The sequence below is a fragment of the Sulfuritalea hydrogenivorans sk43H genome (genome assembly GCF_000828635.1).
Classification (GTDB): Bacteria; Pseudomonadota; Gammaproteobacteria; order Burkholderiales; family Rhodocyclaceae; genus Sulfuritalea; species Sulfuritalea hydrogenivorans.
In genome coordinates, this window is sequence record NZ_AP012547.1 from 2,387,900 (window position 1) to 2,413,517 (window position 25,618).

Annotated in this window: 25 protein-coding genes and 1 tRNA gene; 17 read left to right on the top strand and 9 right to left on the bottom strand. The window is 64.7% G+C overall.

The features are described from left to right. On the top strand, window positions 1–651 hold the full coding sequence (locus SUTH_RS11515; protein ID WP_052473569.1) for a Rossmann-fold NAD(P)-binding domain-containing protein: 651 nt from the start codon (window positions 1–3) through the stop codon (window positions 649–651). Here SUTH_RS11515 and SUTH_RS11520 read toward each other — a convergent pair. Next, window positions 648–2,849, bottom strand: a complete 2,202-nt coding sequence (locus SUTH_RS11520; protein ID WP_041099396.1) for a RelA/SpoT family protein — start codon at window positions 2,847–2,849, stop codon at window positions 648–650. The genes SUTH_RS11515 and SUTH_RS11520 overlap by 4 nt on opposite strands. Window positions 2,850–2,927: 78 nt before the next feature. Here SUTH_RS11520 and SUTH_RS11525 point away from each other — a divergent pair, with 78 nt between their 5' ends. From SUTH_RS11525 to SUTH_RS11535, 3 genes are all read left to right on the top strand, one after another. Then, window positions 2,928–3,818 carry a DMT family transporter gene (locus tag SUTH_RS11525; protein ID WP_041099398.1) on the top strand — a complete coding sequence of 297 codons (891 nt, stop codon included), beginning with the start codon at window positions 2,928–2,930 and terminating at the stop codon, window positions 3,816–3,818. Then, window positions 3,815–4,579 carry a M90 family metallopeptidase gene (locus tag SUTH_RS11530; RefSeq protein ID WP_041099400.1) on the top strand — a complete coding sequence of 255 codons (765 nt, stop codon included), beginning with the start codon at window positions 3,815–3,817 and terminating at the stop codon, window positions 4,577–4,579. Before SUTH_RS11525 ends, SUTH_RS11530 begins: the two co-directional genes overlap by 4 nt. A gap of 82 nt (window positions 4,580–4,661) precedes the next feature. Continuing rightward, complete coding sequence (locus SUTH_RS11535) at window positions 4,662–6,938, top strand: putative bifunctional diguanylate cyclase/phosphodiesterase (RefSeq protein WP_084207365.1); 2,277 nt, start codon at window positions 4,662–4,664, stop codon at window positions 6,936–6,938. Window positions 6,939–7,005: 67 nt separating this feature from the next. Here the strand turns inward: SUTH_RS11535 and SUTH_RS11540 are convergent. Further along, window positions 7,006–7,081, bottom strand: a tRNA-His gene (locus SUTH_RS11540). A gap of 86 nt (window positions 7,082–7,167) precedes the next feature. Beyond that, complete coding sequence (locus tag SUTH_RS19430; protein ID WP_148312915.1) at window positions 7,168–7,356, bottom strand: hypothetical protein; 189 nt, start codon at window positions 7,354–7,356, stop codon at window positions 7,168–7,170. On the opposite strand from SUTH_RS19430, the gene SUTH_RS11545 reads away from it, so the two are divergent. From SUTH_RS11545 to SUTH_RS11595, 11 genes are all read left to right on the top strand, one after another. Next, window positions 7,355–8,563, top strand: a complete 1,209-nt coding sequence (locus SUTH_RS11545; RefSeq protein WP_041099402.1) for an acyl-CoA dehydrogenase family protein — start codon at window positions 7,355–7,357, stop codon at window positions 8,561–8,563. The two genes, SUTH_RS19430 and SUTH_RS11545, sit on opposite strands and share 2 nt — an antisense overlap. 2 nt (window positions 8,564–8,565) lie before the next feature. Further along, entirely contained in the window at window positions 8,566–9,690 is a 1,125-nt protein-coding gene (locus tag SUTH_RS11550) for an acyl-CoA dehydrogenase family protein (protein ID WP_041099403.1), read from the top strand. A 126-nt stretch (window positions 9,691–9,816) separates the two neighbouring features. Next, window positions 9,817–11,613 carry an acyl-CoA dehydrogenase gene (locus tag SUTH_RS11555; protein WP_041099405.1) on the top strand — a complete coding sequence of 599 codons (1,797 nt, stop codon included), beginning with the start codon at window positions 9,817–9,819 and terminating at the stop codon, window positions 11,611–11,613. Between the two features lie 4 nt (window positions 11,614–11,617). After that, on the top strand, window positions 11,618–12,400 hold the full coding sequence (locus SUTH_RS11560) for an enoyl-CoA hydratase (protein ID WP_041099407.1): 783 nt from the start codon (window positions 11,618–11,620) through the stop codon (window positions 12,398–12,400). Beyond that, a complete protein-coding gene (locus SUTH_RS11565) occupies window positions 12,397–12,852 on the top strand; it encodes a PaaI family thioesterase (protein WP_052473571.1) in 456 nt (151 codons plus the stop codon). Before SUTH_RS11560 ends, SUTH_RS11565 begins: the two co-directional genes overlap by 4 nt. 37 nt (window positions 12,853–12,889) lie before the next feature. Continuing rightward, complete coding sequence (locus SUTH_RS11570) at window positions 12,890–13,351, top strand: PaaI family thioesterase (RefSeq protein ID WP_084207366.1); 462 nt, start codon at window positions 12,890–12,892, stop codon at window positions 13,349–13,351. Window positions 13,352–13,353: 2 nt separating this feature from the next. Beyond that, entirely contained in the window at window positions 13,354–14,073 is a 720-nt protein-coding gene (locus tag SUTH_RS11575; RefSeq protein ID WP_041099411.1) for a 2-phosphosulfolactate phosphatase, read from the top strand. Window positions 14,074–14,243: 170 nt separating this feature from the next. Then, window positions 14,244–14,732: a MaoC family dehydratase gene (locus SUTH_RS11580; RefSeq protein WP_041099413.1), complete on the top strand. Its 489-nt coding sequence runs from the start codon at window positions 14,244–14,246 to the stop codon at window positions 14,730–14,732. Continuing rightward, window positions 14,729–16,333 carry a class I adenylate-forming enzyme family protein gene (locus SUTH_RS11585; protein ID WP_148312916.1) on the top strand — a complete coding sequence of 535 codons (1,605 nt, stop codon included), beginning with the start codon at window positions 14,729–14,731 and terminating at the stop codon, window positions 16,331–16,333. The genes SUTH_RS11580 and SUTH_RS11585 overlap by 4 nt, the downstream gene beginning before the upstream one ends. A 189-nt stretch (window positions 16,334–16,522) precedes the next feature. Beyond that, window positions 16,523–17,335, top strand: a complete 813-nt coding sequence (locus tag SUTH_RS11590) for a crotonase/enoyl-CoA hydratase family protein (RefSeq protein ID WP_041099415.1) — start codon at window positions 16,523–16,525, stop codon at window positions 17,333–17,335. A gap of 4 nt (window positions 17,336–17,339) precedes the next feature. Further along, entirely contained in the window at window positions 17,340–18,236 is an 897-nt protein-coding gene (locus tag SUTH_RS11595; RefSeq protein ID WP_041099417.1) for an alpha/beta fold hydrolase, read from the top strand. A gap of 3 nt (window positions 18,237–18,239) precedes the next feature. Here SUTH_RS11595 and SUTH_RS11600 read toward each other — a convergent pair whose 3' ends face one another. Together SUTH_RS11600 and SUTH_RS11605 are read right to left on the bottom strand one after the other, a co-directional pair. Then, window positions 18,240–18,719, bottom strand: a complete 480-nt coding sequence (locus SUTH_RS11600; RefSeq protein WP_041099418.1) for an OsmC family protein — start codon at window positions 18,717–18,719, stop codon at window positions 18,240–18,242. Window positions 18,720–18,740: 21 nt separating this feature from the next. Further along, complete coding sequence (locus tag SUTH_RS11605; protein WP_052473573.1) at window positions 18,741–19,145, bottom strand: DUF2784 domain-containing protein; 405 nt, start codon at window positions 19,143–19,145, stop codon at window positions 18,741–18,743. Between the two features lie 185 nt (window positions 19,146–19,330). Here SUTH_RS11605 and SUTH_RS11610 point away from each other — a divergent pair, with 185 nt between their 5' ends. Next, entirely contained in the window at window positions 19,331–20,257 is a 927-nt protein-coding gene (locus tag SUTH_RS11610) for an MORN repeat-containing protein (RefSeq protein ID WP_052473574.1), read from the top strand. 33 nt (window positions 20,258–20,290) lie between these two features. On the opposite strand, the gene SUTH_RS11615 is transcribed toward SUTH_RS11610, so the two are convergent. From SUTH_RS11615 to SUTH_RS11630, 4 genes are read right to left on the bottom strand one after another with little or no spacing between them, the layout of a single operon-like run. Next, window positions 20,291–21,118: an IclR family transcriptional regulator gene (locus tag SUTH_RS11615; protein ID WP_148312917.1), complete on the bottom strand. Its 828-nt coding sequence runs from the start codon at window positions 21,116–21,118 to the stop codon at window positions 20,291–20,293. A gap of 1 nt (window position 21,119) precedes the next feature. Beyond that, window positions 21,120–22,082, bottom strand: coding sequence for an NAD(P)H-dependent flavin oxidoreductase (locus SUTH_RS11620; protein ID WP_041099420.1), 963 nt, complete (start codon window positions 22,080–22,082; stop codon window positions 21,120–21,122). 8 nt (window positions 22,083–22,090) lie between these two features. Continuing rightward, a complete protein-coding gene (locus tag SUTH_RS11625) occupies window positions 22,091–23,521 on the bottom strand; it encodes a DHA2 family efflux MFS transporter permease subunit (RefSeq protein WP_052473575.1) in 1,431 nt (476 codons plus the stop codon). Then, window positions 23,518–25,104 (bottom strand): class I adenylate-forming enzyme family protein, encoded by a 1,587-nt coding sequence (locus SUTH_RS11630; protein ID WP_041099422.1) that lies wholly within the window; start codon window positions 25,102–25,104, stop codon window positions 23,518–23,520. The genes SUTH_RS11625 and SUTH_RS11630 overlap by 4 nt, the downstream gene beginning before the upstream one ends. 241 nt (window positions 25,105–25,345) lie before the next feature. Between SUTH_RS11630 and SUTH_RS11635 the strand changes: the two genes are divergently transcribed. Further along, window positions 25,346–25,618, top strand: a complete 273-nt coding sequence (locus SUTH_RS11635) for a PaaI family thioesterase (protein ID WP_084207368.1) — start codon at window positions 25,346–25,348, stop codon at window positions 25,616–25,618.

Consider the following 25,618-nt stretch of genomic DNA (forward strand, 5'->3'; position numbering starts at 1 on the left):
ATGCGAATCGCGGCCCTCCTCGGCGCCAGCGGAGCGACAGGGCAAAAGCTCCTGCCACTGCTGCTTGACGATCCGCGCTACGACAAGATCATCACCCTGGGCCGCCGGGCGACGGGCCTGCGCCACCGCAAACTGGAAGATCGTGTCGTCGATTTTGAAAATCTGGCCGCCGGCTTCGACGGCCTGAAGGTCGATGATTGCTACTGCACTTTCGGCACGACGATCAAGATCGCCGGCTCGGAGGCCGCGATGACCCGCATCGACCATGACTTCGTCCTGGCATTCGCCAAAGCGGCCCTCGCGGCCGGCGCAACACGCTTCGCCTACCTCTCCGCCGCGAACGCCGACTCGCGATCGCCGGTGTTCTACGCCCGCCTGAAAGGCCGCACCGAGGAAGCGCTCAAGACGCTGGACTTCGCCGACTTGGGCATCTATCGCCCCGGCATGATCGTCGCCGAACGTACCGACCGGCGCTGGGCCGAATCGCTGCTCTTCCCCGCCCTGCCCCTGCTCGACAAGGTCATGATCGGCGGCCTCGCGAAATTTCGCTCGATCCCGGTGGAAACCCTTGCCGCGGCCATCGCCGCCTTCTCCATGCAACGCGGGTGCGGGACAAGAATCCATCATTGGCAGGACATGGTCACCGCCTAACGCCGCTGCGCGCTGATTACCCCCGGTACTTCGCGCAGGGCAGACAAGGCCTTTTGCAGCGCTGCCGTGCCCGACAGTTCGACGGTGAAGCCCATGTGGGCGACGCCCGCCTTGGACTGCGTCCTGACCGCCGTGACGTTGATTTTCTCGCGCGACAGGATGTCGGAAATGTCGCGCAGCAGGCCCTGCCGGTCGCCGGCATCCACCAGCAGATCGACCGGATAGACGGCGCCCGACTGCGCCCCCCACTCCGCGCTGATGACGCGCTCCGGATTGCGCGCCGCCATGTTGCGGAAGTTGATGCAGTCGACGCGGTGGATCGAGATGCCCTTGCCGCGCGTGACGAAGCCGGTGATGGCGTCGGGCGGCATCGGCTTGCAGCACTTGCCCACCTGCGTCAGCAGCTTGTCCACGCCGACCACGAGGATGCGGCTGTCGCCGGCCTTGCTCTTGCGCGTCTGGATTTCCGGCTCGGGTGGCAGTTCTTCGGCGCCGCCGCGCAAGGCGACGTCGATCGCCCGCATGCCGACTTCGCCGCGCGCCGCCGCGAGGAACAGCGCATCGGCGCTCTTCAGCCCGAGCTTCACCGCCAGTTCGTCGAGGTTGGCCTGGCTCTGCCCTTCGCGCTGCAATTCCTTGGTCACCAGAGCGCGGCCCTGCGCCAGCATCTCGGCTTCGTCCTGCGCCGCGAACCACTGTTTGGCCTTGGATCGGGCGCGCGACGTGACGAGGTAGCCCTGCGCCGGATTCAGCCAGTCGCGCGACGGACCGCCGCTCTTGATGGTGCTTATCTCGACGCGCTGCCCGTTGGCGAGCGGCGTGTTGAGCGGCACCATGTGGCCGTCGATCTTCGCGCCGCGGCAGCGGTGGCCGAGGTCGGTGTGCAGCCGGTAGGCGAAGTCGAGCGGCGTGGCGCCGCGCGGCAGGTCGATCACCTTGTCCTGCGGCGTCAGCACGTAAATCGTGTCGTCCAGCGCGGCGCGCTTGAACTGCTGCACCCATTCGGCGGAATCGGCGATTTCGTCGCGCCACGACAGCAACTGGCGCAGCCAGGAAATCTTGTCTTCATAGGCGCCACCGGCCTTGGCCGAACTGCCGGATTCCTTGTAGCGCCAGTGCGCGGCGACGCCCAGTTCGGCATGCTCGTGCATCTCGCGGGTGCGAATCTGCACCTCCAGCGAGCGGCCGTCCTCGGCCTCCACCGCCGTGTGCAGCGAACGGTAGTAATTGCCCTTGGGATGCGAAATGTAGTCGTCGAATTCGCCGTGGATCGGCTGCCACAGATGATGGACGATGCCCAGCGCCGTGTAGCAATCCTTCACTTCGTCGACGATGATGCGCACGGCGCGCACGTCGTAGACCTTCTCGAAGTCGATGTCCTTGCCGCGCATCTTGTTCCAGATGCTGAAGATGTGTTTGGGCCGGCCATAGATTTCGGCGCGCACGCCGACCGCCGCCATTTCCGCCCGCAGGCGCGCCACGGCTTCGTCGATGAAGCTCTCGCGTTCCGAGCGCTTCTCGTCGAGCATTTTCGCAATGCGCTTGTAGACTTCCGGCTCCAGATAGCGGAAGGACAGATCCTCCAGCTCCCATTTCACATGCCAGATGCCGAGCCGGTTGGCCAGCGGCGCATAGATCAGCAGGCTTTCGCGCGCCATCTCGTCGCGCTGGGCGCCGGGCTGGTTGTTGAGGAAGCGCAGGGTCTGCACCCGGCTGGCCAGCCGCAGCAGCACCACCCGAATGTCATCGACCATCGCCAGCAGCATTTTGCGCAGGATCTCGGCTTGAGTCTTGACATCGACCCCGACCTCCGCCGCGCCTTCGCCTGCCGCCGCGCGCGTCAGCGGGCGCAAGCCGCCAAGCCGATGCAGCCCGGAGACCAGCCCCGTCACCGTGTCGCCAAAGCCGACTTTCAGGCGTTCGTTGCAGTCCTTGACGTGGTCGCTGGCGGCAAACAGCAAGGCCGCGATGCGTGCATCGGCATCGAGGTCGAGCGAAGCCACGATCAGGGCCATGCCCAGGGCGTGCTGCAAAATCGGTTCCCCGGTGCCGAGCAGCTTGTCGCCGTAAGCTTCGCGCGCCAGCGTCAGCGCTTCGTCGGCGCGCGCGACCGCGGCCTCGGGCAAGCCGAGACACAATTGCGACAGCGCGTCGGCTTCGCCGTTCGCCTGCCGGAGGGAATGCACCACGGAGACCATGAGCGAATTATCCCATGCCGTGCATATCGCCTGGATACCGTCCCAGGCGCAGGCGCACTGGGACATAATCCCCCGTTCATGAGGAATCCACTGCACGTCTCCCCCTACCTGCTGCTGACGCTGGCCAACCTGTTCTGGGCCGGCAACTGGGTCATCAGCCGCGCCTTTCGAGGCGAATTGCCGCCGGTCGCGCTGTCGTTCTGGCGCTGGGTGGTCGCGCTGCTGTGCCTGCTGACGATATCCCTGCCGCATGTGCGGCGCGACTGGCCGCAACTGCGCGCCGCCTGGCACTGGCTGCTGCTGTTCGGCGCGCTCGGTACCGGCGGCTACAACGTGCTGGTCTATGGCGGCCTGCAATACACCACCGCGATCAACGGCACGCTGCTGAACTCCTTCATTCCCATCATGATCGTGCTGATTTCCTGGCTGCTGCAGGGCAAGCGCCTGCATGGCCGCGAGGCCGCCGGCATTGTGGTCTCCTTCATCGGCGTGCTGGGCATCGTCGCCCACGGCGACCTGCAGCGCCTGCGCGAACTGACGCTGAATGTCGGCGACCTCTGGATACTGGTCTCGGTGCTGGCGTGGTCGACCTATACCCTGCTGCTGTCGCGCCGGCCGGCCGTGCATGCGCTGTCCTTCCTGACGGCCATCACCGTTACCGGGCTGGTCTTCCTGTTTCCCTTCTACGTCTGGGAAATGGCCCAGGGCCGCCATGTCATCGCCACGCCCGGATCGATCGCCGGCATCGTCTATACCGGCGTCGGTCCCGCCTTCCTCGGCTACATCCTGTGGAATCGCGGCGTCGCCGAAGTCGGCCCGGCGCGCGCCGGGCTGTTCATGCACCTGGTGCCGGCCTTCGGCATCGTGCTGTCGATGATTTTCCTCGGCGAGACGCCGGCGCTCTACCACGCCATCGGCATCGGCCTGATCTTCGCCGGCATCTGGCTCAATACCCGGCGCGTGACATGATCCGGAAACTCTCCGAATGGTGGCGGCAGCGGCAGGGAGAACGCCTCGACATCCCGGAGTCGCTATGGGATGAGGTCGAGGCCGGCCTGCCCTTCCTTGGCCACCTGAGCCCGGATGAGCGCGCGCACCTGCGCCAGCTTGCCCGCGAATTCATCGCCGAAAAGCAGTGGAGCGGCGCGCAGGGGCTGCAACTGACGCCCCACATCCAGTTGGCGATCGCCTTGCAGGCCTGCCTGCCGATCCTGCATCTGGGGCTGGGCTGGTATGCGGGCTGGGTCGGCATCGTGGTCTATCCGGGCGATTTCATCATTCCGCGGCAAATGATGGACGAGGATGGCGTGGTGCATGAGTTCGACGACGAAGTCATGGGCGAGGCCTGGTACGGCGGCCCGGTGCTGATTTCCTGGTTCGAGCATCCGGAGGACACCGACGGCATCAACGTCGTGATCCACGAATTCGCCCACAAGCTGGACATGAAGAGCGGCGACGCCGACGGCATGCCGCCGCTGCATGCCGGCATGTCGCGGCAGCGCTGGAGCGACGTCATGAGCACGGCCTTCGAGGATTTTCAGCGGCGCGTGGATGGCGGCGAACAGACGCTGCTCGATCCCTACGGCGCCGAACTTCCCACCGAATTTTTCGCCGTCGCCAGCGAGGCCTTTTTCGAGACGCCGGAATTGCTGCGATGCGAATATCCGGAGGTCTATGAACAGTTGCGCAGCTTCTACTGCCAGAACCCTCTGATTCATGGCGCGCATTGAAAAACCTGATGACGGATCACCGAATGCGTAGTACAAATATGCCTTACTTAAGTTAGACGTTGCGTTGGCAAGGGCAAACCACATGAAGGGATGGGGATCCCTCCAGCTCGGGCTGGGGGTCGTGGTTCTGGTCGCACTGGGCCTTTTTGGCTGGGTCGGGTGGGATCTGCTCCAGGCAAGCCAGAACGAACAGGTCGCAGCCACCTGGCATCAGCGCCGGGCGATCTACGCCGGGCTCGGCATGGTGCTGCTCGGCGCCTTGTCGGCCATCGCCTGGAACTGGAAACGCAACTACCACCAGACAACGGCTCTGGCCCAAAAGCTGACCGAGGCTTTCAACGAAAAATCGCGCGAGAGCCGCGCATTGCTCGATGCGATCCCGGATCCGGCCTGGCTGGTGGATACCTCAGGACGGTTTCTGGCAATCAACGAAGCGCTCTGCCGAATTGCGCACAAGCCGATGGACGCGATCCTCGGCACCACCGCCAAAGACCTCTGGTCGCCCGAGGTCGCAAGGAAACTCCTGGAAAGCCAGGCCGCCGTCTACCGGGAAGGCCGTCCGCTGCGCGAGGAGCAGTGGTTCGACATCGGCAACGGGCCGCAGCCCTTCGAAATCGTGCGCGCCCCGGTCTACAACGAAAGAGGCGACCCCACCGGCATCGCCGGCGTGGCCTGGGACATCTCGGAACGCTATATGGCCGAGGAAAGACGCCGGCTGATCGCGCATGTCTTCGACCACAGTGCCGAGGCAGTCCTCATCATGGACGCCGAAGGCAAGATCATCGCCCTCAACAAATCCTTCTCGGGCATCACGGGCTACGTCATCGATGAGGCCAAAGGCCACCTGCCCACACTGGTCGCCGCCGAGCGCCACGACACCAATTTCTTCGAATCGATCGCCCGCAGCCTTGCCGCGCAAAATGCATGGCGTGGCGATGCCTGGCTGAAACGCAAGAGCGGTGCGGATTGTCCGGTGTTCTGCAACGTCAGCCTGATCAAGGACGAGCAGGGCAAGATCGTCAACCTGATCGCCTTCATCACGGACCTTTCCGAACGCAAGGCGGCCGAAGCCCGCATCGAATCGCTGGCCAACGTTGACCAGATGACGCTGCTGCCCAACCGCCAGGGCTTCTCCCGCGCACTGGACGACTGGCTGGCGACAAACCCCAGAGGCGCGCTGCTGGTGTTCGACATCGACCAGCTGGGTCGCATCAACGATGCCTTCGGCCATATGGCCGGCGACGAATTGCTGGGCACGATCTGCATTCGCCTGCGTGCCTTGCTGAAACAGGATGACCTGCTTGGCCGCCTCGTCGGCGGGCAATTTGCGATCCTCGTCAAACAAGCCGCCGACCGGCAGGCAATGGCGGCGATGACCCGGCGACTGATCGAAGCGATTGCGCAGCCCGTGACGATTCATGGCAGCGACATCGTTGCCAAGGCCTGCGCCGGAATCTGCATGATTCCCGAGGATGGCACCAGCAGCGCCGCGCTGCTGAGGAACGCCGGGGCCGCCATGCACAACGCCAAGACCAGCGGCCAGAGCGTCCACCGGTTCTTTGCGGCCGACATGAGCGTCGGCGTGGCGGAACGCCTGCGCCTGGAAAGCGATCTGCGCTGGGCGCTGCAACGCAATGAACTCGTACTGCACTACCAGCCGCAAGTCGATATCGCCAGCGGACGAATCATCGGCTTCGAGAGCCTGTTGCGCTGGCGCCATCCCGAACTCGGCATGCTGATGCCCGACAGCTTCATTCCGCTCGCCGAGGAAAGCCGCCTGATCCTCCCGATCGGCACCTGGGTCATGGAAGAAGCCTGCCGGCAGAACCGCGCCTGGCAGCATGAAGGCCTGCCGCCGCTGGTCGTGGCGGTCAATCTCTCCGCCGTCCAGTTCCACGAGCACGATATCGTTTCCATCGTGGCGAGGACACTCGCCGCATCAGGCCTGGAACCGTGCTGGCTGGAACTCGAGATCACAGAGGGTGTCGTCATGCAGGAGCCGGAACGGGTGATCCGCGTCTTGCAGGAATTGCGCGACCTCGGCGTCAGGCTGTCGATCGACGATTTCGGCACCGGCTATTCCAGCCTGTCCTATCTGAAGCGCTTCCCGATCGACAAGATCAAGATCGACAAGTCCTTTGTCCGCGATCTCGATCGCAGCGCCGGCGATGCCGCGATCGTGCGCATGGTGATCGCGATTGCCGGCGAACTGGAACACAAGGTCATCGCCGAGGGGGTGGAAACCGAGGCTCAGCTGGAATTCCTGCGACAGCACAACTGTCTCGAATACCAGGGCTATCTTTGCAGTCAGGCGGTCCCGGCCGACAAGGTCAGCCACCTGCTGGGTCGAGGCTCCTGACGAACCGGAACCACGCCGGGAGTCCGCAAAAAGAAACGGAGCCCGCGGGCTCCGTTTCTGTTTTGGGTGGGGTGGCCGATGGGACTCGAACCCACGACAACTGGAATCACAATCCAGGACTCTACCAACTGAGCTACGACCACCACCGAAACTGTGTGCCTTGCGGAAAACTCCCCGGCAGGCAGGGGGCGAATTATGGGAGAAGGCAGGAAAAGAATCAAGCCTTGACTCACGCAAGAGTCGGCGCCGGCGACACGGCGGCACCTGCGGCAACGAAGAAATCCATCATCCGCACACCGGAATCGGCCATCCCGTCCTTGTCATCGGCTGCGAATTCGCGTACCATATTTGCAGAACTATGTTCCACTGTGCAGTTCTGCACTGCAATACCGCACACGCCAAAGGACTCAATACCCATGGATCTCAATTTCACTGCCGAAGAGCAGGCTTTCCGGGAAGAAGTGCGCAGCTTTCTGCGTGCCGAATTGCCCCCCGCCACCAGCAGCAAAGTGCTCGGCGGCAAGCGTCTGGAAAAGGGCGATTACGTCGCCTGGCAGAAGATACTGCACAAGCGGGGCTGGGGCGCCGTGGCCTGGCCCACCGCCTTCGGCGGCACCGGCTGGAACGCCGTGCAACAGCATATTTTCGACGAGGAATGCGCCGACGCGGGCGCCCCGATGCAACTCCCCTTCGGCCTGAAAATGGTGGCGCCGGTGATCATGGCCTTCGGCAATCCGGCGCAGCAGCAACACTATCTGCCGCGCATCATCGACGGCACAGACTGGTGGTGCCAGGGTTACTCCGAACCGGGTTCCGGTTCCGACCTGGCGTCGCTCAAGATGCGCGCTGTTCGCGAAGGTGATCATTACGTGGTCAACGGCCAGAAAACCTGGAACACGCTCGGCCAGTACGCCGACTGGATTTTCTGCCTGGTCCGCACCAGCACCGAAGGCCGCCAGCAGGAAGGCATTTCCTTCCTGCTGATCGACATGAAGACGCCGGGCATCGAAGTGCGCCCGATCATCATGCTCGACGGCGAACACGAGATCAACGAAGTCTGGTTCGAGGACGTCAAGGTTCCGGTGCAGAACCTGATCGGCGAGGAAAACAAGGGCTGGACCTACGCCAAGTTCCTGCTTGGCCACGAGCGCACCGGGATCGCCGGCGTCGGCCGCTCCAAGCGCGAGTTGAAGAAGCTGAAGGACATCGCCAGGAAGGAAACAGCCAACGGGCGGCCGCTGATCGAGGACCAGCGTTTCCGCGACCGCATCGCGCAGGTCGAACTCGAACTCATGGCGCTGGAGATCACCAACCTCCGCGTGATTTCCGCCGAGGGCGAGAAGAAGCGCGCACCGGGACCGGAGGCCTCGATCCTCAAGATCAAGGGCTCCGAAATCCAGCAGATGCTGACCGAGCTGAAAATGCAGGCGCTGGGCCACTATGCCCTGCCCTACGTCCACGACGCGCTGTACGCCGACTGGCAGGGCGACCCGCTGATGGAGCACTACGGCGACCATGCCGGGCCGCTTTCGGGCCAGTACTTCAACGTCCGCAAGACCACCATCTACGGCGGCTCCAACGAAATTCAGAAAAACATCATCTCGCAGATGATTCTGGGACTCTGACCATGGACTTCAACTACACCGAAGAACAACTCGCGCTGCAGGACACCCTGCGTCGTTTCATTGCCAAGGACTACGCCTTCGAACACCGTCGCGCGCTGGCGAAATCCGCCGACGGCTTCGACCGCGAGGCCTGGAAAACCTTCGCCGACTTCGGCATCCTCGCCCTGCCCTTCCACGAGGATTTCGGCGGACTGAATGGCAACGCGGTCGACAGCATGCTGGTCATGGAAATGCTCGGCCGCGGCCTCGCGCTGGAGCCCTATGTGTCTACCGTGGTGCTCTGCGGCGGACTGATCCGCGATGCCGGCAGCGCCGCGCAGAAGGAAGAACTGCTGCCCGCCATCGCCGGCGGCGAACTGATGCTGGCGCTGGCCCACCATGAAGCCGGCGGCCGCTACGAACCCGATCGCATCGCCACCACCGCCACGGCATCCGGCAGCGGCTGGCAGCTAGACGGCACCAAGGCCGTGGTGCTGGGCGCGCCTTCGGCCGACAAGCTGATCGTCTCGGCGAAGGACGGCAAGGGTCTCTCGTTGTTCCTGGTCGACGCCAGGGCCGACGGCGTCACGCTGCGCGCCTATCCGACGCAGGATGGTGCGCGCGCCGCCGACATCAGGCTGGCCAATGTCACCGTCGGCGCCGAGGCGCTGATCGGCACGGCCGGCAAAGCGCTGCCGGCCATCGAACGCGCCATCGACTACGCCAACGCGGCGTTCTGCGCCGAAGCCGTCGGCATCATGTCGGCGCTCAACGAAGTGACGCTGGAATACCTCAAGACCCGCAAGCAGTTCGGCGTGCCGATCGGCAAGTTCCAGGCGCTGCAGCACCGCATGGCCGACATGGTGATCGCCACCGAGCAGGCGCGCTCGATGGCCACGCTGGCCGCGGTGCGCGCCGACTCGACCGATGCCGCCGAGCGCAGCCGCGCCGTGGCCGCCGCGCGTGCCTACATCGGCACGCAAGCCCGCTTCGTCGGCCAGCAGGCGGTGCAACTGCACGGCGGCATGGGCGTCGTCGACGAACTCAACGTCGGCCATTACTTCAAGCGCCTGACCATGATCGGCCTGACTTTCGGCGATGTGGATTTCCACCTCGGACGTTTCAGCGATACCCTGCTCGCCGCATGATTCAGGAACGGCAATCTTCCGCAGATGTCGCAGATTTTCACAGATTGAAATCCGAACTGTTATCGCAAGCATCTTGATCTTTCTGCGCAAATCCGCGAAATCTGCGGACCCAAAAACACCTTCAACATGAATGCCATCATCAACCGCCGCGACCTCGAATTCCAGCTGTTTGAGGTGCTCGACACCGAGTCGTTGACCGCCCGTCCGCGTTACGCCGAACACAGCAAGGAAACCTTCCTCGCCGTGCTCGACACCGCCGAGGCCATGGCGACCGAAAAGTTCGCGCCGCACAACCGTAAGGCCGACGAACACGAACCGACTTTCGACGGTCAGCGCGTGAGCATGATCCCCGAGGTCAAGGAGGCGCTGAAGGCCTTCTGCGACGCCGGCTTCATCGCCGCCGCGCACGACTTCGAACGCGGCGGCATGCAGTTGCCGGTGGTCATGACCCAGGCCGCCTTCTCGCTGTTCAAGAGCGCCAACGTCGGCACCGCCGCCTACCCCTTCCTCACCATCGGCAACGCCAACGTCATCCACCGTTTCGGCAGCGAGGCGCAGAAAAAGAAATACCTGGAGCCGCTGCTCACCGGCCGCTTCTTCGGCACCATGGCGCTGACCGAGCCGCAGGCCGGGTCGAGCCTGTCCGACATCACCACCACGGCAACGCCCAATGCCGACGGCAGCTACTCGCTCAGCGGCAACAAGATTTTCATTTCCGCCGGCGATCACGAACTGTCGGAAAACATCGTGCATCTGGTGCTGGCCAAGATTCCCGGCGGACCGCCGGGAGTCAAGGGCATCTCGCTGTTCATCGTGCCGAAATTCCGCGTCAATGACGACGGCACATTGGGGCAGAAGAACGACGTGACGCTGACGGGCCTGATCCACAAGATGGGTTATCGCGGCACCACCTCGACCATGCTGGCCTTCGGCGAAAAGGAACAATGCGTCGGCGAACTGGTGGGCGAGCCGCACAAGGGCCTGTCCTACATGTTCCACATGATGAACGAGGCCCGCATCGGTGTCGGCATGGGCGCCGTGATGCTGGGCTACCGTGGCTACCTGGCTTCGCTGGCCTACGCACAGGAACGTCCGCAGGGCCGCGCGCCGACCAACAAGAATCCGGTCGATCCGCAGATATCGATCATCGAGCACGCCGACGTGCGCCGCATGCTGCTGGCGCAGAAGGCCTACGTCGAGGGCGGCTATGCGCTGTGCCTGTATTGCGCACGGCTGGTCGATGAGACGAAAGTCGGCGCTGGCGAGACGGCGATTCAAGAAGCCGGCCTGCTGCTCGACCTGCTGACGCCGATCGCCAAATCATGGCCCTCGCAGTGGTGCCTCGAAGCCAACAGCCTGGCGATCCAGATCCACGGCGGCTATGGCTACACCCGCGAATACCCGGTCGAACAGTTCTACCGCGACAACCGCCTCAACCCCATCCATGAAGGCACCCACGGCATCCAGGCGCTGGACCTGCTCGGACGCAAGGCGATCATGAACAATGGCGCGGCGATGAAGCTGTTCGCCGCCGAGGTGCAGAAGACCATTGCCGAAGCCAAAGCGGACCCGGCCCTGGCCGGATACGCCGCCGAACTCGGCACAGCGCTCGGCGACGTCGCAAGCACCCTGCAAGCCATCGGCCCGGTACTGGCAAGCAACCCGACGCTGGCACTGGCCAACGCCGTGCTCTTCCTCGAAGCCTTCGGCCACACGGTGCTGGCCTGGATCTGGCTGCGCCAGGCACTGGCGGCGCAACGCGGATTGCAACGAGGCGCAGCCGCCGACGCGGCCTTCTATCATGGCAAACTCGCCGCCTGCCGCTGGTTCTATCGCTGGGAACTGCCCAAGACGAGGCAATGGCATGAACTGCTGCGCAGCCTCGACGACACCACCCTGACCATGAAGCCGGAGAGCTTCTAAACCTATGACCCACCCCAACATCCTAGTCACCGACAACGACGGCGTCTTCAGCATCGAGATCAGCCGCCGCGAGAAAAAGAACGCCATCACCGGCGACATGTACCGCGCCATGAGCGCTGCACTGTGTCATGCACGTGAACAGCATCACGTCCGTGTCGTGCTGATTCGCGGCCAGGACGACCTGTTCACCGCCGGCAACGACCTGGGCGACTTCCTGCACCGCAAAGCCGGCGACCCCAGCGCGGCGATTCCCTTCCTGCATCTGCTGTCCGCCTTCGAGAAGCCGCTGGTGGCTGCCGTCGCCGGCAATGCCGTGGGCATCGGCACGACGATGCTGCTGCACTGCGACCTGGTCTATGTCGCGGACAACACGCTGTTCCAGCTGCCCTTCGTCAATCTCGCGCTGTGCCCCGAGGCCGGCTCCAGCCTCCTGCTGCCGCGCGTCGCCGGCCACCAGCGGGCCGCCGAACTGCTGCTGCTGGGTGAGCCCTTCGACGCCGCGACGGCCTGCTCCGCCGGCTTCGTCAATCGCGTGGTCGCCGCCGGACAATTGATGGACACGGCGCTGGCCGCAGCGAAGAAACTCGCCGCGCTGCCGGCCCAATCGCTGGCCGTGACCAAGGCGTTGATGAAGCGCCCGCCCGAGCGCAGCGCCATCGAGGCCATGGACGAGGAGGTCATTTTCTTCTCCGACCTGGTCGCGGCCCCCGCCGCCAAGGAAATCTTCAGCGCCTTCCTCGAAAAGCGCACCCCCGATCCGGCAAAAATTCACGGACACAAGCCATGAGCGACACCATTCCGGAAGGCTTCAAGCTGCTCAAGCGCGGCGGCGGTTTTCTCTCCAGCCTCGGTCCCTGGTACTACCGCATCGACGAAACCAAAGGCGGCGAGCGCGGCCAGCTGGTGCTCGCGATCCGCGTCGAGGACCGCCATTGCAACATCCGCCACATCGCCCACGGCGGCTTCCTCGTCACCATGGTCGACTCGGCGCTGGGTGTGGTTGTCTCCAGTTCGCGCGAGCCGGCGCAGCCCATCGTCACGGTCAGCCTCACCACCAACTTCGTCACCAGTGCCGAGCCCGGCGACTGGGTCGAGGCCCATGTCGACATCGACCGCATCGGCGGCCGCCTGGCCTATGCCAGTTGCACGCTGCGCACCGGAAATCGCACCATCATGACCGGCAGCGGCGTGTTTGCGCTGATGCCACCGGTGGTGCCGAAAGAGCAGCCCGACGGCTGAGCACAACCGCAGCCCCCTAACCCCAACCGAAAAAACAATGTCCGCCAGAGACCCCTTGATTCCCGCCGACCCCGATTTCGCCGCGGCCATCCGCCGCGGCACGCTGGGCATGCCGATCGCACGCTTTTTCGGTGTCGAGTTCACCGACATCCGACCCGGTCATCTCGAAGCTGTGCTGCCCTATCGCGACGAACTCAGCTACCGCCCCGGCCACTTCCAGGGCACAGCCGTATCCGCCGTCGCCTACTTCGCCGCCACCTCGGCGCTGTCCACCCTGCTGGCCGCCGACCGGATCGGCCTGACGCTGGACCAGAACGTCAAGTTCCTCGCCCCCGCTGTCGGCGAGAAGCTGGTGGCACGCGGCCGCGTGATCAGCGCCGGCCATTCGATCAGCGTCGGCGCCTCGGATGTCTATGCGGTAAAGGACGGCAAGGAAACGCTCTGCGCGACGGCGCAGGTCACCGTGCGCAATGTCGACCGCAAGAAACTGGAAGGCTGAACGTGCAAAAAATCCACGTCCTGCTGAAGAAGGAAGAACTCGACGCCCAGCGCCTCGAAGGCAAGGTGGTGGTGGTGCTCGACATCCTGTTCGCCACCTCGTCGATCGTCACCGCGCTGGCCCACGGCGCCAGCGAAGTCATCCCCACCCTCGATGGCCGCGCCGCGCAGGAAGCGGCGAAGACCTTTCCGGAAGGCTCCTATGTGCTGTCCGGCGAACTCAACGCCGACACGTTGCCCGGCTTCGTGCATCCGACTCCCAAGGCGCTGCTCGCGGAAGGCATTGCCGGCCGCCGCCTGATCTACTGCACCACCAACGGCACCGTCGCGCTGGCCAAGTCGAAAGGCGCCGCGTACGTCTATGCCGCCGCGCTGCTCAACGGCCGCGCCGTGGTCGAACACATCGTCGCGAACCATCCGGAGAGCACCATCCTGATCGTCTGCTCCGGATCCGCCGACAACTTCAACCTGGAAGACTTCTACGGCGCCGGCTACCTGGTTTCGCTGTTCCGTCACCGTGCCGCCGACGCCGACTTCTCGGATGCGGCACTTGCCGCCGAACTGCTCCACGACCACTGCGACGGCCTCGACGCGCTGCGCCGCGCCCGCGTCGGCCGCATGATGCTGGCGCGGAAACTCGATGAAGAAGTCGCCTTCGCCGCACAGGAGAGTTGCTACGACGTGGTACCGCTGCTGCAGGACGGCGTGCTGCGGCCCATCTGAGAGGCTGTGAAAAATTCAAAATCCGACGCAAAGACGCGAAGGCGCAAAGGAAAAGCAATGAAGACGAAATTGATTCTTCAGGATTTTTCTGTTGGCCTTCTTTGCGTCTTTGCGCCTTTGCGTCAAAAGATCGGTTTTTTCACAAGCTCTGATTTCAAGGAAAGCAAAACATGACGACCCCGACCAAGACCTACAAATACTACTGGGAAGATTTCCCCGCCGGCAGCGTGCGCGAGTTCGGCGGCAAGACCATGACCGCCGAAGAAATCATGGATTTCGCCCGCCAGTTCGACCCGCAGCCCTTCCATCTTTCCGAGGAAGCCGGCAAGAACAGCCTGTTCGGCGGCCTCTGCGCCAGCGGCTGGCATACCTGCGCGCTGGCCATGCGCATGATGTGCGACGCCTACCTGCTGGAATCGGCCAGCCTCGGCTCGCCGGGGCTGGAAAACATCCGCTGGCTGAAGCCGGTGCGCCCCGGCGACACCCTGCACGTGCGCTCCGTGGTGCTCGAAGCGCGCCCGATGGACAGCAAGCCCCATGTCGGCCTGTTGCGCACGCGCTGGGAGATGATCAACCAGAACAACGAGGAAGTGATGCAGATGGAAGGCTACGGCATGTTCCGCCGGCGCGACGTGGCGAAACCAGACGCATCCGCATGAGCCCGACCGGCTTGATCGAACAGCCCTTCGCCACGTACGCGGAACTGATTCGCGAACAGGCGCGCACCCGGCCCGGACATCCGGCGCTGATCCAGGACCGGCGCAGTGTTTCCTTCGCCACGCTGGATGCGATGATGGATCGCGTCGCCGCGACGCTGCAGCGCGACGGCATCCGCCCCACCGAGGCGGTGGCGATCTGCGCCGGCGCCTCGCTCGAATATGCCGCCGTGTTTCTCGGCGCCCTGCGCGCCGGCGTGGCGGTAGCGCCGCTGGCGCCGTCCTCGACGCCGCAAAGCCTGGCCGACATGGCGGCCAATGCCGAAGCGGAATTGATGTTCGTCGACGCCGCGACGGCGCGGGAACTCGCTGCGGTCCGCGCCGACATCAAGGCGCGCTTCATCGCCCTCGACGACAGCACGGGCGGCGAAGCCTTTTCACGCTGGCTGGCGCCCGCCGGCAGCGTGCCGACGCCGGTGCAAGTTCGCCCCGAGTGGCCCTTCAACATCATCTATTCCTCGGGCACCACCGGCACGCCCAAGGGCATCGTGCAGCCTCATGGCATGCGCTGGTCCCACGTCCAACGAGCGCGGCGGCAGGGCTACGGACCTGGCTCCGTAACCGTGATCGCCACGCCGCTCTACTCCAACACCACGCTGGTCAGCTTCTTCCCCACCGTCACGCTGGGCGGCACGGTGGTGCTGATGGCGAAATTCGATGCCGCGAAGTACCTGGCGCTGGCCGAGAAGCACCGCGCCACCCACACCATGCTGGTACCGGTGCAGTACCAGCGCCTGATGGCGCATCCCGATTTCGATCGACACGACCTGTCCAGCTTCCGCATGAAGCTGTGCACCAGCGCGCCGTTCCCGGCGGCGCTCAAGGCCGACATCCTCAAGCGCTGGCCGGGCGGCCTGGTCGAGTACTACGGCATGACCGAAGGCGGCGGCACCTGCATCCTCGCCGCCCACGAGCACCCGGACAAACTCGCCACCGTCGGCACCCCGGCCGAGGGCCACGACATGCGCCTGATCGACGAGGCCGGGCACGAAGTCGCGCGCGGCGAGATCGGTGAAGTGGTGGGCCATTCGCCGGCCATGATGAGCGGCTACCACCGCCAACCGGACAAGACCCGCGAGGCCGAGTGGTATGCGCCCGACGGCAAGCGCTTCATTCGCACGGGGGATGTCGGCCGCTTCGACGAAGACGGCTTCCTGACGCTGATGGACCGCAAGAAGGACATGGTCATCTCGGGCGGCTTCAACGTCTATCCGAGCGACCTCGAAGCGGTGCTGATCCAGCATCCCGCCGTAAGCGAGGCCGCCGTGGTCGGCGTTGCCTCGGAACGCTGGGGCGAGACGCCGGTAGCTTTCGTGACCTTGAGAGTCGGCGCTGGCTCGCTTTGCGTACCTGGGAATCCGCTTCGCGGGCAGGCAACGGCGAAATGCACGACCGATGAGCTGCGCGAATGGGCCAATGCACAACTCGGCAAGACCCAGCGCCTTGCCGCCGTCGAGATCGTCGACGCCCTGCCGCGCAGCGCCATCGGCAAGATACTCAAGCGCGAACTGCGCGACAGCTTCGCTCCAGCTGAACCGCTCTGACTTGAGCTTGCAAAATGCATTTGTCCGCAGATTTCGCAGATTGACGCAGATGGGGCGGAGTCATTCCTCATGGATATTGCCTTTTGCAGATTCCGATCACCGCTGGTCTCGGTTTGTTCTTTTGCCTAATCTGCGTAATCTGCGCAAATCTGCGGACTAACTGTTTTTTCCAGGATGAAAGGACCACAAATGGAATTCAGCACCCTCGAAGTCAGCCTCGACGCCGGCGTCGCCACCATCGCGCTGAACCGGCCGGACAAGGCCAACGCCATGAGCGAGCCGATGTGGTACGAAATCGAGCAGGCCATGGAGTGGCTCGACACCACAGCCGAAGCCCGCGTCGGCGTGCTGGTCGGCCGCGGCAAGTATTTCACCTCGGGCATCGACCTCTCACTCTTGATGGGCCTCGGCGCCAAGATCGAGGACGACTGCGACGGCCGCCGCCGGGAAAAGCTGCGCCGCCTGATCCTCAAGCTGCAGGACACCCTGACTTCCATCGAGCGCTGCCGCAAGCCGGTACTGGCCGCCGTGCATGGCGCCTGCATCGGCGGCGGCATGGACCTGATCACCGCCTGCGACATGCGCTACTGCTCGGCCAATGCGTACTTCACGGTCAAGGAAATCGACGTCGGCATGACCGCCGACGTCGGCACCCTGCAGCGCCTGCCGCGCCTGATCGGCGAAGGCATGGCGCGCGAACTGGCCTACACCGGGCGCAAGGTCGACGGCACCGAAGCGCAGCAGATGCAACTGGTCAACCGTTGCTTCGAAACCCCCGAGGCACTCGAGGCCGGCGTCATGGAAATCGCGCGGACCATCACCGCCAAGTCGCCGCTGTCCATCCGCGGCTGCAAGGAGATGATCACCTACGGCCGCGACCACTCGGTGGCCGACGGCCTCAACTACATCGCCACCTGGAACGCCGCGATGCTGATGTCGAAGGACCTGTTCGAAGCCGGCGCGGCGAACATGCAGAAGCGCGATCCGGTGTTCAAGGACTGAGCCCGTGGAACACTTCTTCGCGCCGGCGGGCGGCATCAAGCTGCACTGCGTTGCGGAAGGCGCCGCCGACGCCCCGCTGATGCTGTTCATCCACGGTTTCCCGGAGTTCTGGTACGCGTGGAAAAGCCAGCTCGAAGAGTTCGGCGCGGACCACCGCGCCGTGGCCTTCGACCTGCGCGGCCACAACCTTTCCGACAAGCCCGAAGGCGTCGCCGCCTATCGCCACAAGCCGCTGCTGGAAGACCTGCGACAACTGATCGAACACCTGCAGGCGGATCGCACCGACAAATCCTGCATCCTCGTCGCCCACGACTGGGGCGGCGCGATTGCCTGGACCTTCGCCGTCGCGTTTCCGCAGTATGTGAAGAAGCTGGTCATCATCAACGCGCCGCACACCGTGCCCTTCGCCCGGGCATTGGCAAGTGACCCGGTGCAGCAGGAAGCCAGCCACTACATGCTGCTGCTGCGCCACGCCAAGGCCGAGCGCGTGCTCGAAGCCAACAATTACGAGCGCCTGCTGAAAATGTTCAGCCGCACCGCCGACGGCCACTGCGCGCTTTCCGACGAGGAAATCCCGCTCTACCGCGAGGCCTGGTCGCAACCCGGTGCACTGACGTGCGCACTCAACCTCTACCGCGCCTCGCCGCTCTATCCGCCGACGCCGGATGACCCCGGTGCAGCCGCCCTCAAGCTCGACCCGGCGACGCTGACGGTGCGCGTGCCGACGCTGGTGATCTGGGGCGAAGCCGACACCGCGCTGGGTACCGTGCTGCTCGACGGACTCGAAGAAGTCGTGCCCGACCTGCGCGTCAAGCGCATCCCCGAGGGCAGCCACTGGGTGATCCACGAGCAGCCGCGGCAGGTGAATGCGGCGATACGGGCTTTCCTGCGGGAAGGCTGAGAATCAGTCGGCAACCAGGACTGTCGGTTCGATCGTCACCGGAAAGTTCACCGAGTTGGCGATGAAGCACAGGCGATGCGCCTCCTCGTGCAAAGCCTTCGCCAGGACCGCATCGCCGCCCGCGGCAATCGTCGCCACCGGCCGCAGCACGGCTTGGGTGAATCGCCCGCCGTCATGGTCACCCTCGACCATCGTTCCCGCCGCGTCGTCGTGGTAGGCCAGCAACACTATCTTCGCTTGCGCACACAGGTGCAGGTACCACAGCATGTGGCAGGACGACAGCGAGGCGACCAGCAGGTCTTCCGGATTCCAGCGCGAGGCATCGCCGCGAAATGCCGGATCGGACGAGCCGAGCAGGTCCGGCCGGCCCGCCGCCGAAATCACATGGTCGCGCGAGTAGGCCCGGTAGTTCGCGGTTCCTTCGCCGAGGTTTCCGCTCCACTCGGTGCGGGTGGCATAGCGGTGTTGTTTGTCGTGGGACATGGCAAAACCTCCAGGATTGCGTCAGCAGTTGGATGAGCCGCCGCGCCCAGCTTTTTCGGACCTGTGACAACTGCGCCGGTAGAACACCCATGCATAGACCGCGAGATTGATGACGACGACCAGCGTGCCGATCAAATACTGTGTCGACTCGTCGAGCCTCGCAGGATAAATGATCGGCATCAGGTAGTGTTCGATGAAGCTGCCCGAATATCCCGCCTCGCCCGCCGCCGCGCGGAGCCGCTGTTCCAGCGGTGTCAACGGGCAGATGCCATGGCGAAATTCGATCGCCGCACCCCACAGCGCGGCCGGCAGGTGCAGCAACGGCGCCCGCTTCCAGCGCAGGGACAGGAACGCGCCGAGGCCGACAAAGAGAATGAAACCGAGATGCAGGATGACAATGAAGTCTGCCGCAACGCGTTCGATCATGGAGGTTCAGGGCAGAGGAAGACCGGGCTCCATTGTTTCACTTCTGCCGACCGGATGGTTCGATCCGCATCGGTTCGCCGACAATCATCGGAGACACGGTGGCGTAGAATCTCCCGTGACGGGCAAGAGACGGTTGCCGACACGGTCCGCGTTGACGCGATCCTGGACAAACACGGGTTGAAACCATGAAGAAACCATTGATCATGCTGATGCTGCTGGTATCACACGGCACCTTCGCCCAGGGCCGATTGCCGGCGTGCCCGGGTGCATACGGTACCGACTGGAGCAACTGTTCCGGAACCGACATTTCGCCGAACGGCGACCGCTACGTCGGCGACTTCTGGAACGGCATGCGCCACGGCCAGGGCAGCTATGCGTGGACCAGCGGCGACAAGTACACCGGCGAGTTCAGGAACGATGCCCGCAACGGACAAGGGACGCTGATATCGGCCAACGGCGACCGGTATGCGGGCCAGTTCAAGGACGACCAGTTTCACGGACAGGGCACCCTGACCTCGGCCAATGGCGACAAATACGTCGGCGAATTCAAGAACCACCAGCGCGACGGCAAAGGCACCCTCGTCTCCGCCAAGGGCGACAAATACGTTGGCGAATTCAGGAACGACCGCTTCAACGGGCAAGGCACCCTCACCTCCGCCAACGGCGACAAATATGTCGGCGAGTTCAGGGACCACCAGCGCAACGGCAAGGGCACCTACACCTGGCCCAATGGCAACGTCTATGTCGGCGAATTCCGGAACGACACGCGCAACGGACAAGGCACCCTGACCCTATCCAGTGGCGAGAAATATGTCGGCGAGTTCCGGGACGGCGCACGCAACGGACAAGGCACCCTGAGCTTCCCCACCGGCAACAAGTACGTCGGCCAGTTCAAGGACGACAAGCGCCACGGCAAGGGCACCCAGACCTCGCCCGATGGCCACAAGTACACCGGCGACTTCAGGGACGACAAGTTCAACGGGCAAGGCACCCTGAGCTTCCCCAATGGCACCGAGTACGTCGGCGAGTTCAGGGACGGCGTGCGCAACGGGCCGGGGACGGAATACCGTGCCGACGGTTCGGTCCTCAGATCAGGAATCTGGCAGGAATAAAACGGTGCGCTCCGATGCGCGGTCGCATGGAACCTAGGCCCGCATCCCCAGCGAAGCCTCCAGTTGCCTGACCAGCTCGATCAGCCTCGGCCGCACTTCGCCCAGCAGAAATTCCTTCGACAGGGAAAACGCCGCGCCGCCGCAGTTGATCGCCATCGGCGGCAGGCCGCCGCCGGGGCGCAAGGGCACGGCGATGGCATTGACATCGCTCTGCCATTCGCCGAACGAGCTGACGCAGCCGGTTTCGCGGTATTCCTGCAGCGAGCGCTCGATGCCGGCGCGAATTGCCGGCCAGGCCACTTCGTCGAGTTCGCGCACCCGCTCCATGATGTCTTCGCGTTCGCGCTCCGGAATCAAGGCCAGATAGGCACGACCCATTGCCGTGGTGGCGATCGGAATGCGCGAACCGACATCGAGCGAGAGCGTCAGCGCGGCCGAACTGCGCGCATTGCCGACATAGATCATCGACAAACGGTCGCGGCTGCCCAGCGATACCATGGCCTTGGAAAAGTCGGCGAGTTCCTGCATCAGCGGCCGCGACAGGTCGCGCACGTCCAGCCGCGCCAGCATGGCGCTGCCCAGCGCCAGGGTGGAAGTACCCAACCGGTATTTCCCGGTCTCCTCGACGAACACCAGGTAGCCGAGTTTGGTCAGCGTGTAGGTCAGCCGCGAAACGGTGGATTTCGGCAGCTTGCAGCGCTTGGCGATGTCGAGGTTGCCGAGCATCTTCTCGCCGGAGCTGAAGCAGGACAGTACCGACAGCCCGCGCGCCAGCGCGGTGACGAAATGGCGATCTTCCTTGCCGGCGGCTTTTTCCGCGACCGCGGCGGAGGCAGTGACGACCTTGTTCTGTTTGCTCATGTCAGTCCTTTATCGCGCATAGCGCATCGCGTGCGGCCCGGTATTCACGCCCGAGCTGCGCCACCACTTCACTTACGGGAAGAATCCGGTCTATCGAACCGATGCCCTGGCCGACACCCCAGATGTCGCGCCAGGCCTTGGTCCGGTCGGAGCCGAAACTCATGCTGCTCTTGTCGCGCTCCGGCAGGTTGTCGGGGTCGAGCCCCTGCGCGGCAATGCTCGGCCGCAGGTAATTGCCATGCACGCCGGTGAAATAGGGAGTATAGACGACGTCCGCCGCGCTGCTTTCGACGATCATCTGCTTGTAGCCATCGACCGCGTTGTCCTCCGGCGTCGGGATGAAGCGCGTGCCCATGTAGGCCAGATCGGCGCCCATGGCCTGTGCCGCCAGAATCTGTTCGCCGCGCGTGATGGCGCCGGACAGCGCGATCGGCCCGTCCCAGAAGCGCCGCACCTCCGACACCAGCGCGAACGGGCTCAGCGTGCCGGCATGGCCGCCGGCGCCGGCGGCGACCAGGATCAGGCCATCGACGCCGGCCTCCAGCGCCTTTTGCGCATGGCGCACGTTGATCACGTCGTGAAACACGATGCCGCCGTAGGCATGCACTTCCTTGACCACATCGCCCGGCGCGCGCAGGCTGGTGATGATCATCGGCGCCTTGTGCTTGACGCACAAAGCTACGTCGTGGTCGAGCCGGTCGTTCGAGTGATGCACGATCTGGTTCACCGCGAAGGGCGCGATCCTGCGGCCGGGATTGGCGCGGCGCGCAGCGTCGATTTCCGCCGTCATCATGGCCAGCCATTCGTCGAGCAGTTCCTTGGGCCGGGCGTTCAGCGCCGGAAAGGAGCCGACGATGCCGGCCATGCATTGCGCCAGCACCAGCTGCGGCTGGGAGACGATGAACATCGGCGCGCCGATCACCGGCAGGGCCAGATTGTCTTGCAGGACTTTCGGCAAACTCATGAATGCTCCTATGCGGATTGGGCGCGTTGCCCGCGACCGGTCATCATCCAGGCGGGTATCAGGGCCAGACAGTAAACAACGGCGATCAGGAAGAAGCCTTCCTGCATCGGCTGCAGACCATGCACGGCATTCAGCTGCCGCTCACGTCCTTCGAGGAACAGCGCCAGCAGCGTGACGCCGAGCGCGCCGCCGAGCTGGCGAAAGAAATTGATCGAGGCCGAGCCGGCGGCCTCGGTGCCGCGGGGCAGCAAGCGCAAGGCACCGGCATTCAGCCCCGGAATGATCAGCCCGAGGCCGACGCGGCCGATCGCCACCCACAGCGCCAGCAGCCAGAAACCCGTGACGGCGGAAGACAGGCCCATCAGGATGGCCGAGACGGAAAAGAAGGCCAGTCCCGCCATCGCCACGCGGTTCGACGGAAAACGATCGGCCAGGCGTCCGGCGAGCAGCAGCACCACGGCCAGCACCACGCCGCCCGGCACCAGCATCATGCCGGCTTCATAGGCCGAAAAGCCGGCGCCGATCTGGGCGAAGATCGGCGCCAGATAGGTCGAGCCGTAAATGCCGATGCCATAGGCCAGCGCCACCAGCACCGCCGCGCCGAAGCCGGCCTCGCGGAAGATGCTGAAATCCAGCAAGGGATGCAGCGTGCTGCGCTCCCACACGACAAAACCCAGGGCCAGCGCGACGCCGAGCGTGACCGCGGCGGCGCCCAGCATCGGCTGCCGGATCAGCGCCGCCAGCCCGCCGAGCAAGGCACACAGCGCCGCCACCACCAGCACCAGGCCGATCGCGTCGAAGGGGCGCTTGCTCGCGCCCGGCAGGGGCCGGCCCGCAATCACGAAGCGCGGCGCCAGCGCAATGGCGGCAAGGCACAGCGGCACGGTGACGAGGAACACCGCGCGCCAGCCGAAGTGGTCGACCAGCAGGCCGCCGGCCACCGGGCCCACGGCCGGCGCCAGCACGATGCCGAGGCCGTAGGCACCCATGGCGCGGCCGCGTTCCTGCGACGGAAAGACGTCGATGATGACCAGCATCGCCAGCGGCTGGATCAGGCCGGCAATGCTGCCCTGCCCGATGCGGCACAGCGCCAGCAGTTCGAAACGATCGGTCAGCGCGGCGAGCACCGAGAACATCACCAGCAACGCCAGCGCGCCGACATAGGTGCGCCTCACGCCGAAGCGCTGCATGGCCCAGGTGGCCAGCAGCATCGAGGCCGTGGTGGCGGCGAGGAAGCCGGTGGACAAAAGCTGCACCTGGTCGTGGCCGACCTGAAAGACGCGGATGATTTCCGGCAGTGCGACATTCACCACCGTGGCTTCCATGATCGCCGAGACCGTGCCCAGCATCACGGTGAGTACGGCCCACCAGCGGTAGTTCGAGCCGTGGCGGTCGAACATCGCGGCCACCTCGGCCTGACGCTGATCGCTGGCGTTCATCGCTGACCGACCCCGGCGCCGGCGGCCATCTGGCGCAGCTGGTTCTTCAGTATCTTTCCCGTCGCCGTCGCCGGCAGGTGTTCGAGCAGTTCGATGTGCGAGGGAATCTTGTAGGGCGAGAGGCGCTCGTGCAGCCAGGCGGCCAGCGCCTGCGGCGCGAGGCTGCGGCCCGGCACCAGCTCGACATAGGCCACCACTTCCTCGTTGCCCGGCACATCGCGTCCGACCACGGCGCAATGCACGACGTCGGGATGGCTGTTGATGGCCTGCTCGACCTCGATCGGATAGACGTTGAATCCGGAGCGGATGATCAGCTCCTTGGAGCGCCCAACGATGAACAGCGCACCGTCCCCGCCTTCCTCCTGCTCCTGCCGCGCCAGATCGCCGGTGTTGAGCCAGCCCTCGGCATCGACCGCCTCGCGCGTGAGTTCCGGCGCCTTGTAGTAGCCCTTCATGACGCCGGGCCCGCGCACGTGCAGCTCGCCGACCTCGCCCGGCGCAACATCGGCACCATCCTTGACGATGCGGATCCCGATGCCGGGAATCGGCGGCCCCACCGAGCAGTCGCGGCGCGGCGCATCGAGCCGCGTCTGCGCGATCGAGGGCGATGCCTCGGTCATGCCGTAACCGTTGTGCAGGGTGATCCCTACCGCCGCCTCGAAATCGTCCTTGAAACTCTGGTCCAGCGGCGCGCCACCGCCCTGAGCGATGCGCAGGGCCGGCGCGCACAGGCGATTGCCGGGGCGCCGGCCCCATTCCAGCAGCTTGGCGTACATCGCCGGCACGCCGTGCAGGATGGTGACGCGGCCTGTCTCCAGCGCCGCCGCCACCGCGGCCGGTTCGAAACGCGGCGCCAGCACGAGGCTCGCTCCCGCGTGCAGCGCCGACAGGGCCATGGTCGCCAGGCCATAGATATGCGACAGCGGCAGCACCGCATACACCCGGTCGGCCGGGGTCTGGCGCCGCATGCAGCGGCCGTTCTCGGCGATGAACAGCAGGTTGCGATGGGTGAGCATGACGGCCTTGGGCGCGCCCGAGGTGCCCGAGGTGTAGATCAGCGCTGCAACCTGTTCGCCGTCCGCAATAGTCGGCTCTGGCGCAACGGCGATGTTGGCGCTGGTGAGGTGGAAGCGGCCGCAGCCGGGCCAGTCGACTTCGGCCGCGCCGAGGCGTTGCGCGTGCGCTTCGGCTTCGGGCGAAACCGCGCTGGTGAACACCACGAGACGCGCGCCCGAATGATCGACGAAAGTATCGATCTCGCGTTGCGACAGGCGCGCATTGATCGGCACCAGCCAGGCGTCGAGCCGGCTGCAGGCCAGCGCCAGCACCACGACCGGAATGCTGTTCTCGGCCACCAGCAGCAGGCGGTCCCCCGCGCGCAGGCCCAGTTGGGTTAAACGGCGGGCTGCCTCGCTGGCCGCCGCATCGAGTTGGCCGAAGCTCATCACAGTCCCGCTCTGCAAGAGTGCGGGCGCGTCGGGCTGGCGGCTCACCCAGGGCTCGATGATCTGATGGATGCGCCGCGGCAAGTCGCCGCGCGGAACAAACGCGGGGCCGGACGGCAGAGCGGAAGATGCAGTCATGCGATGAAAATCGGAATTTCGAAACCGGGAGGATGTTCCGAATGGTGGCACAAGCCTAATCCGCACGTCAAGCGTGTCCGGAGGCCGCCAATCCCTCGCCAACCCCAATATGGCAGCGCAATATTGGCGGCTTATTGACATTTGTCCGAAGTCCTAGAAGAATCCGCAGTATGCCATTTTTACAGAACCGTGTTCTGCATAGCGGGCCTATTGAGCCCATTAGCGCCTGGACAATCACACCATGAACATGGAACTTCTCGACCGCGGACGGCAGGTCCTCCGGCAACAGCCATTCAGTGTGCTGCTGGAGGCCGAACTCACGGTCTTCGAGCCCGGCCGCGCCGAATTGCGGTTGCCCATTCGCCATGAGCTCAAGCAGCAGCATGGCTTCGTGCATGGCGGCGCCGTCAGCTACCTGGCCGACAACGCGCTGACCTACGCCGGCGAAAAACTCTGCGCCACCGCGCAAGGCACCATCGCGCCGCTCGGCGCGCCCTCCCCATCCGAGACCTGA

Coding starts and splice junctions, on each gene's coding strand:
- SUTH_RS11515 (WP_052473569.1), top strand. CDS start 1: ATGCGAATCGCGGCCCTCCTCGGCGCCAGCGGAGCGACAGGGCAAAAG.
- SUTH_RS11520 (WP_041099396.1), bottom strand. CDS start 2,849: ATGGTCTCCGTGGTGCATTCCCTCCGGCAGGCGAACGGCGAAGCCGAC.
- SUTH_RS11525 (WP_041099398.1), top strand. CDS start 2,928: ATGAGGAATCCACTGCACGTCTCCCCCTACCTGCTGCTGACGCTGGCC.
- SUTH_RS11530 (WP_041099400.1), top strand. CDS start 3,815: ATGATCCGGAAACTCTCCGAATGGTGGCGGCAGCGGCAGGGAGAACGC.
- SUTH_RS11535 (WP_084207365.1), top strand. CDS start 4,662: ATGAAGGGATGGGGATCCCTCCAGCTCGGGCTGGGGGTCGTGGTTCTG.
- SUTH_RS11545 (WP_041099402.1), top strand. CDS start 7,355: ATGGATCTCAATTTCACTGCCGAAGAGCAGGCTTTCCGGGAAGAAGTG.
- SUTH_RS19430 (WP_148312915.1), bottom strand. CDS start 7,356: ATGGGTATTGAGTCCTTTGGCGTGTGCGGTATTGCAGTGCAGAACTGC.
- SUTH_RS11550 (WP_041099403.1), top strand. CDS start 8,566: ATGGACTTCAACTACACCGAAGAACAACTCGCGCTGCAGGACACCCTG.
- SUTH_RS11555 (WP_041099405.1), top strand. CDS start 9,817: ATGAATGCCATCATCAACCGCCGCGACCTCGAATTCCAGCTGTTTGAG.
- SUTH_RS11560 (WP_041099407.1), top strand. CDS start 11,618: ATGACCCACCCCAACATCCTAGTCACCGACAACGACGGCGTCTTCAGC.
- SUTH_RS11565 (WP_052473571.1), top strand. CDS start 12,397: ATGAGCGACACCATTCCGGAAGGCTTCAAGCTGCTCAAGCGCGGCGGC.
- SUTH_RS11570 (WP_084207366.1), top strand. CDS start 12,890: ATGTCCGCCAGAGACCCCTTGATTCCCGCCGACCCCGATTTCGCCGCG.
- SUTH_RS11580 (WP_041099413.1), top strand. CDS start 14,244: ATGACGACCCCGACCAAGACCTACAAATACTACTGGGAAGATTTCCCC.
- SUTH_RS11585 (WP_148312916.1), top strand. CDS start 14,729: ATGAGCCCGACCGGCTTGATCGAACAGCCCTTCGCCACGTACGCGGAA.
- SUTH_RS11590 (WP_041099415.1), top strand. CDS start 16,523: ATGGAATTCAGCACCCTCGAAGTCAGCCTCGACGCCGGCGTCGCCACC.
- SUTH_RS11600 (WP_041099418.1), bottom strand. CDS start 18,719: ATGTCCCACGACAAACAACACCGCTATGCCACCCGCACCGAGTGGAGC.
- SUTH_RS11605 (WP_052473573.1), bottom strand. CDS start 19,145: ATGATCGAACGCGTTGCGGCAGACTTCATTGTCATCCTGCATCTCGGT.
- SUTH_RS11610 (WP_052473574.1), top strand. CDS start 19,331: ATGAAGAAACCATTGATCATGCTGATGCTGCTGGTATCACACGGCACC.
- SUTH_RS11615 (WP_148312917.1), bottom strand. CDS start 21,118: ATGAGCAAACAGAACAAGGTCGTCACTGCCTCCGCCGCGGTCGCGGAA.
- SUTH_RS11620 (WP_041099420.1), bottom strand. CDS start 22,082: ATGAGTTTGCCGAAAGTCCTGCAAGACAATCTGGCCCTGCCGGTGATC.
- SUTH_RS11625 (WP_052473575.1), bottom strand. CDS start 23,521: ATGAACGCCAGCGATCAGCGTCAGGCCGAGGTGGCCGCGATGTTCGAC.
- SUTH_RS11630 (WP_041099422.1), bottom strand. CDS start 25,104: ATGACTGCATCTTCCGCTCTGCCGTCCGGCCCCGCGTTTGTTCCGCGC.
- SUTH_RS11635 (WP_084207368.1), top strand. CDS start 25,346: ATGAACATGGAACTTCTCGACCGCGGACGGCAGGTCCTCCGGCAACAG.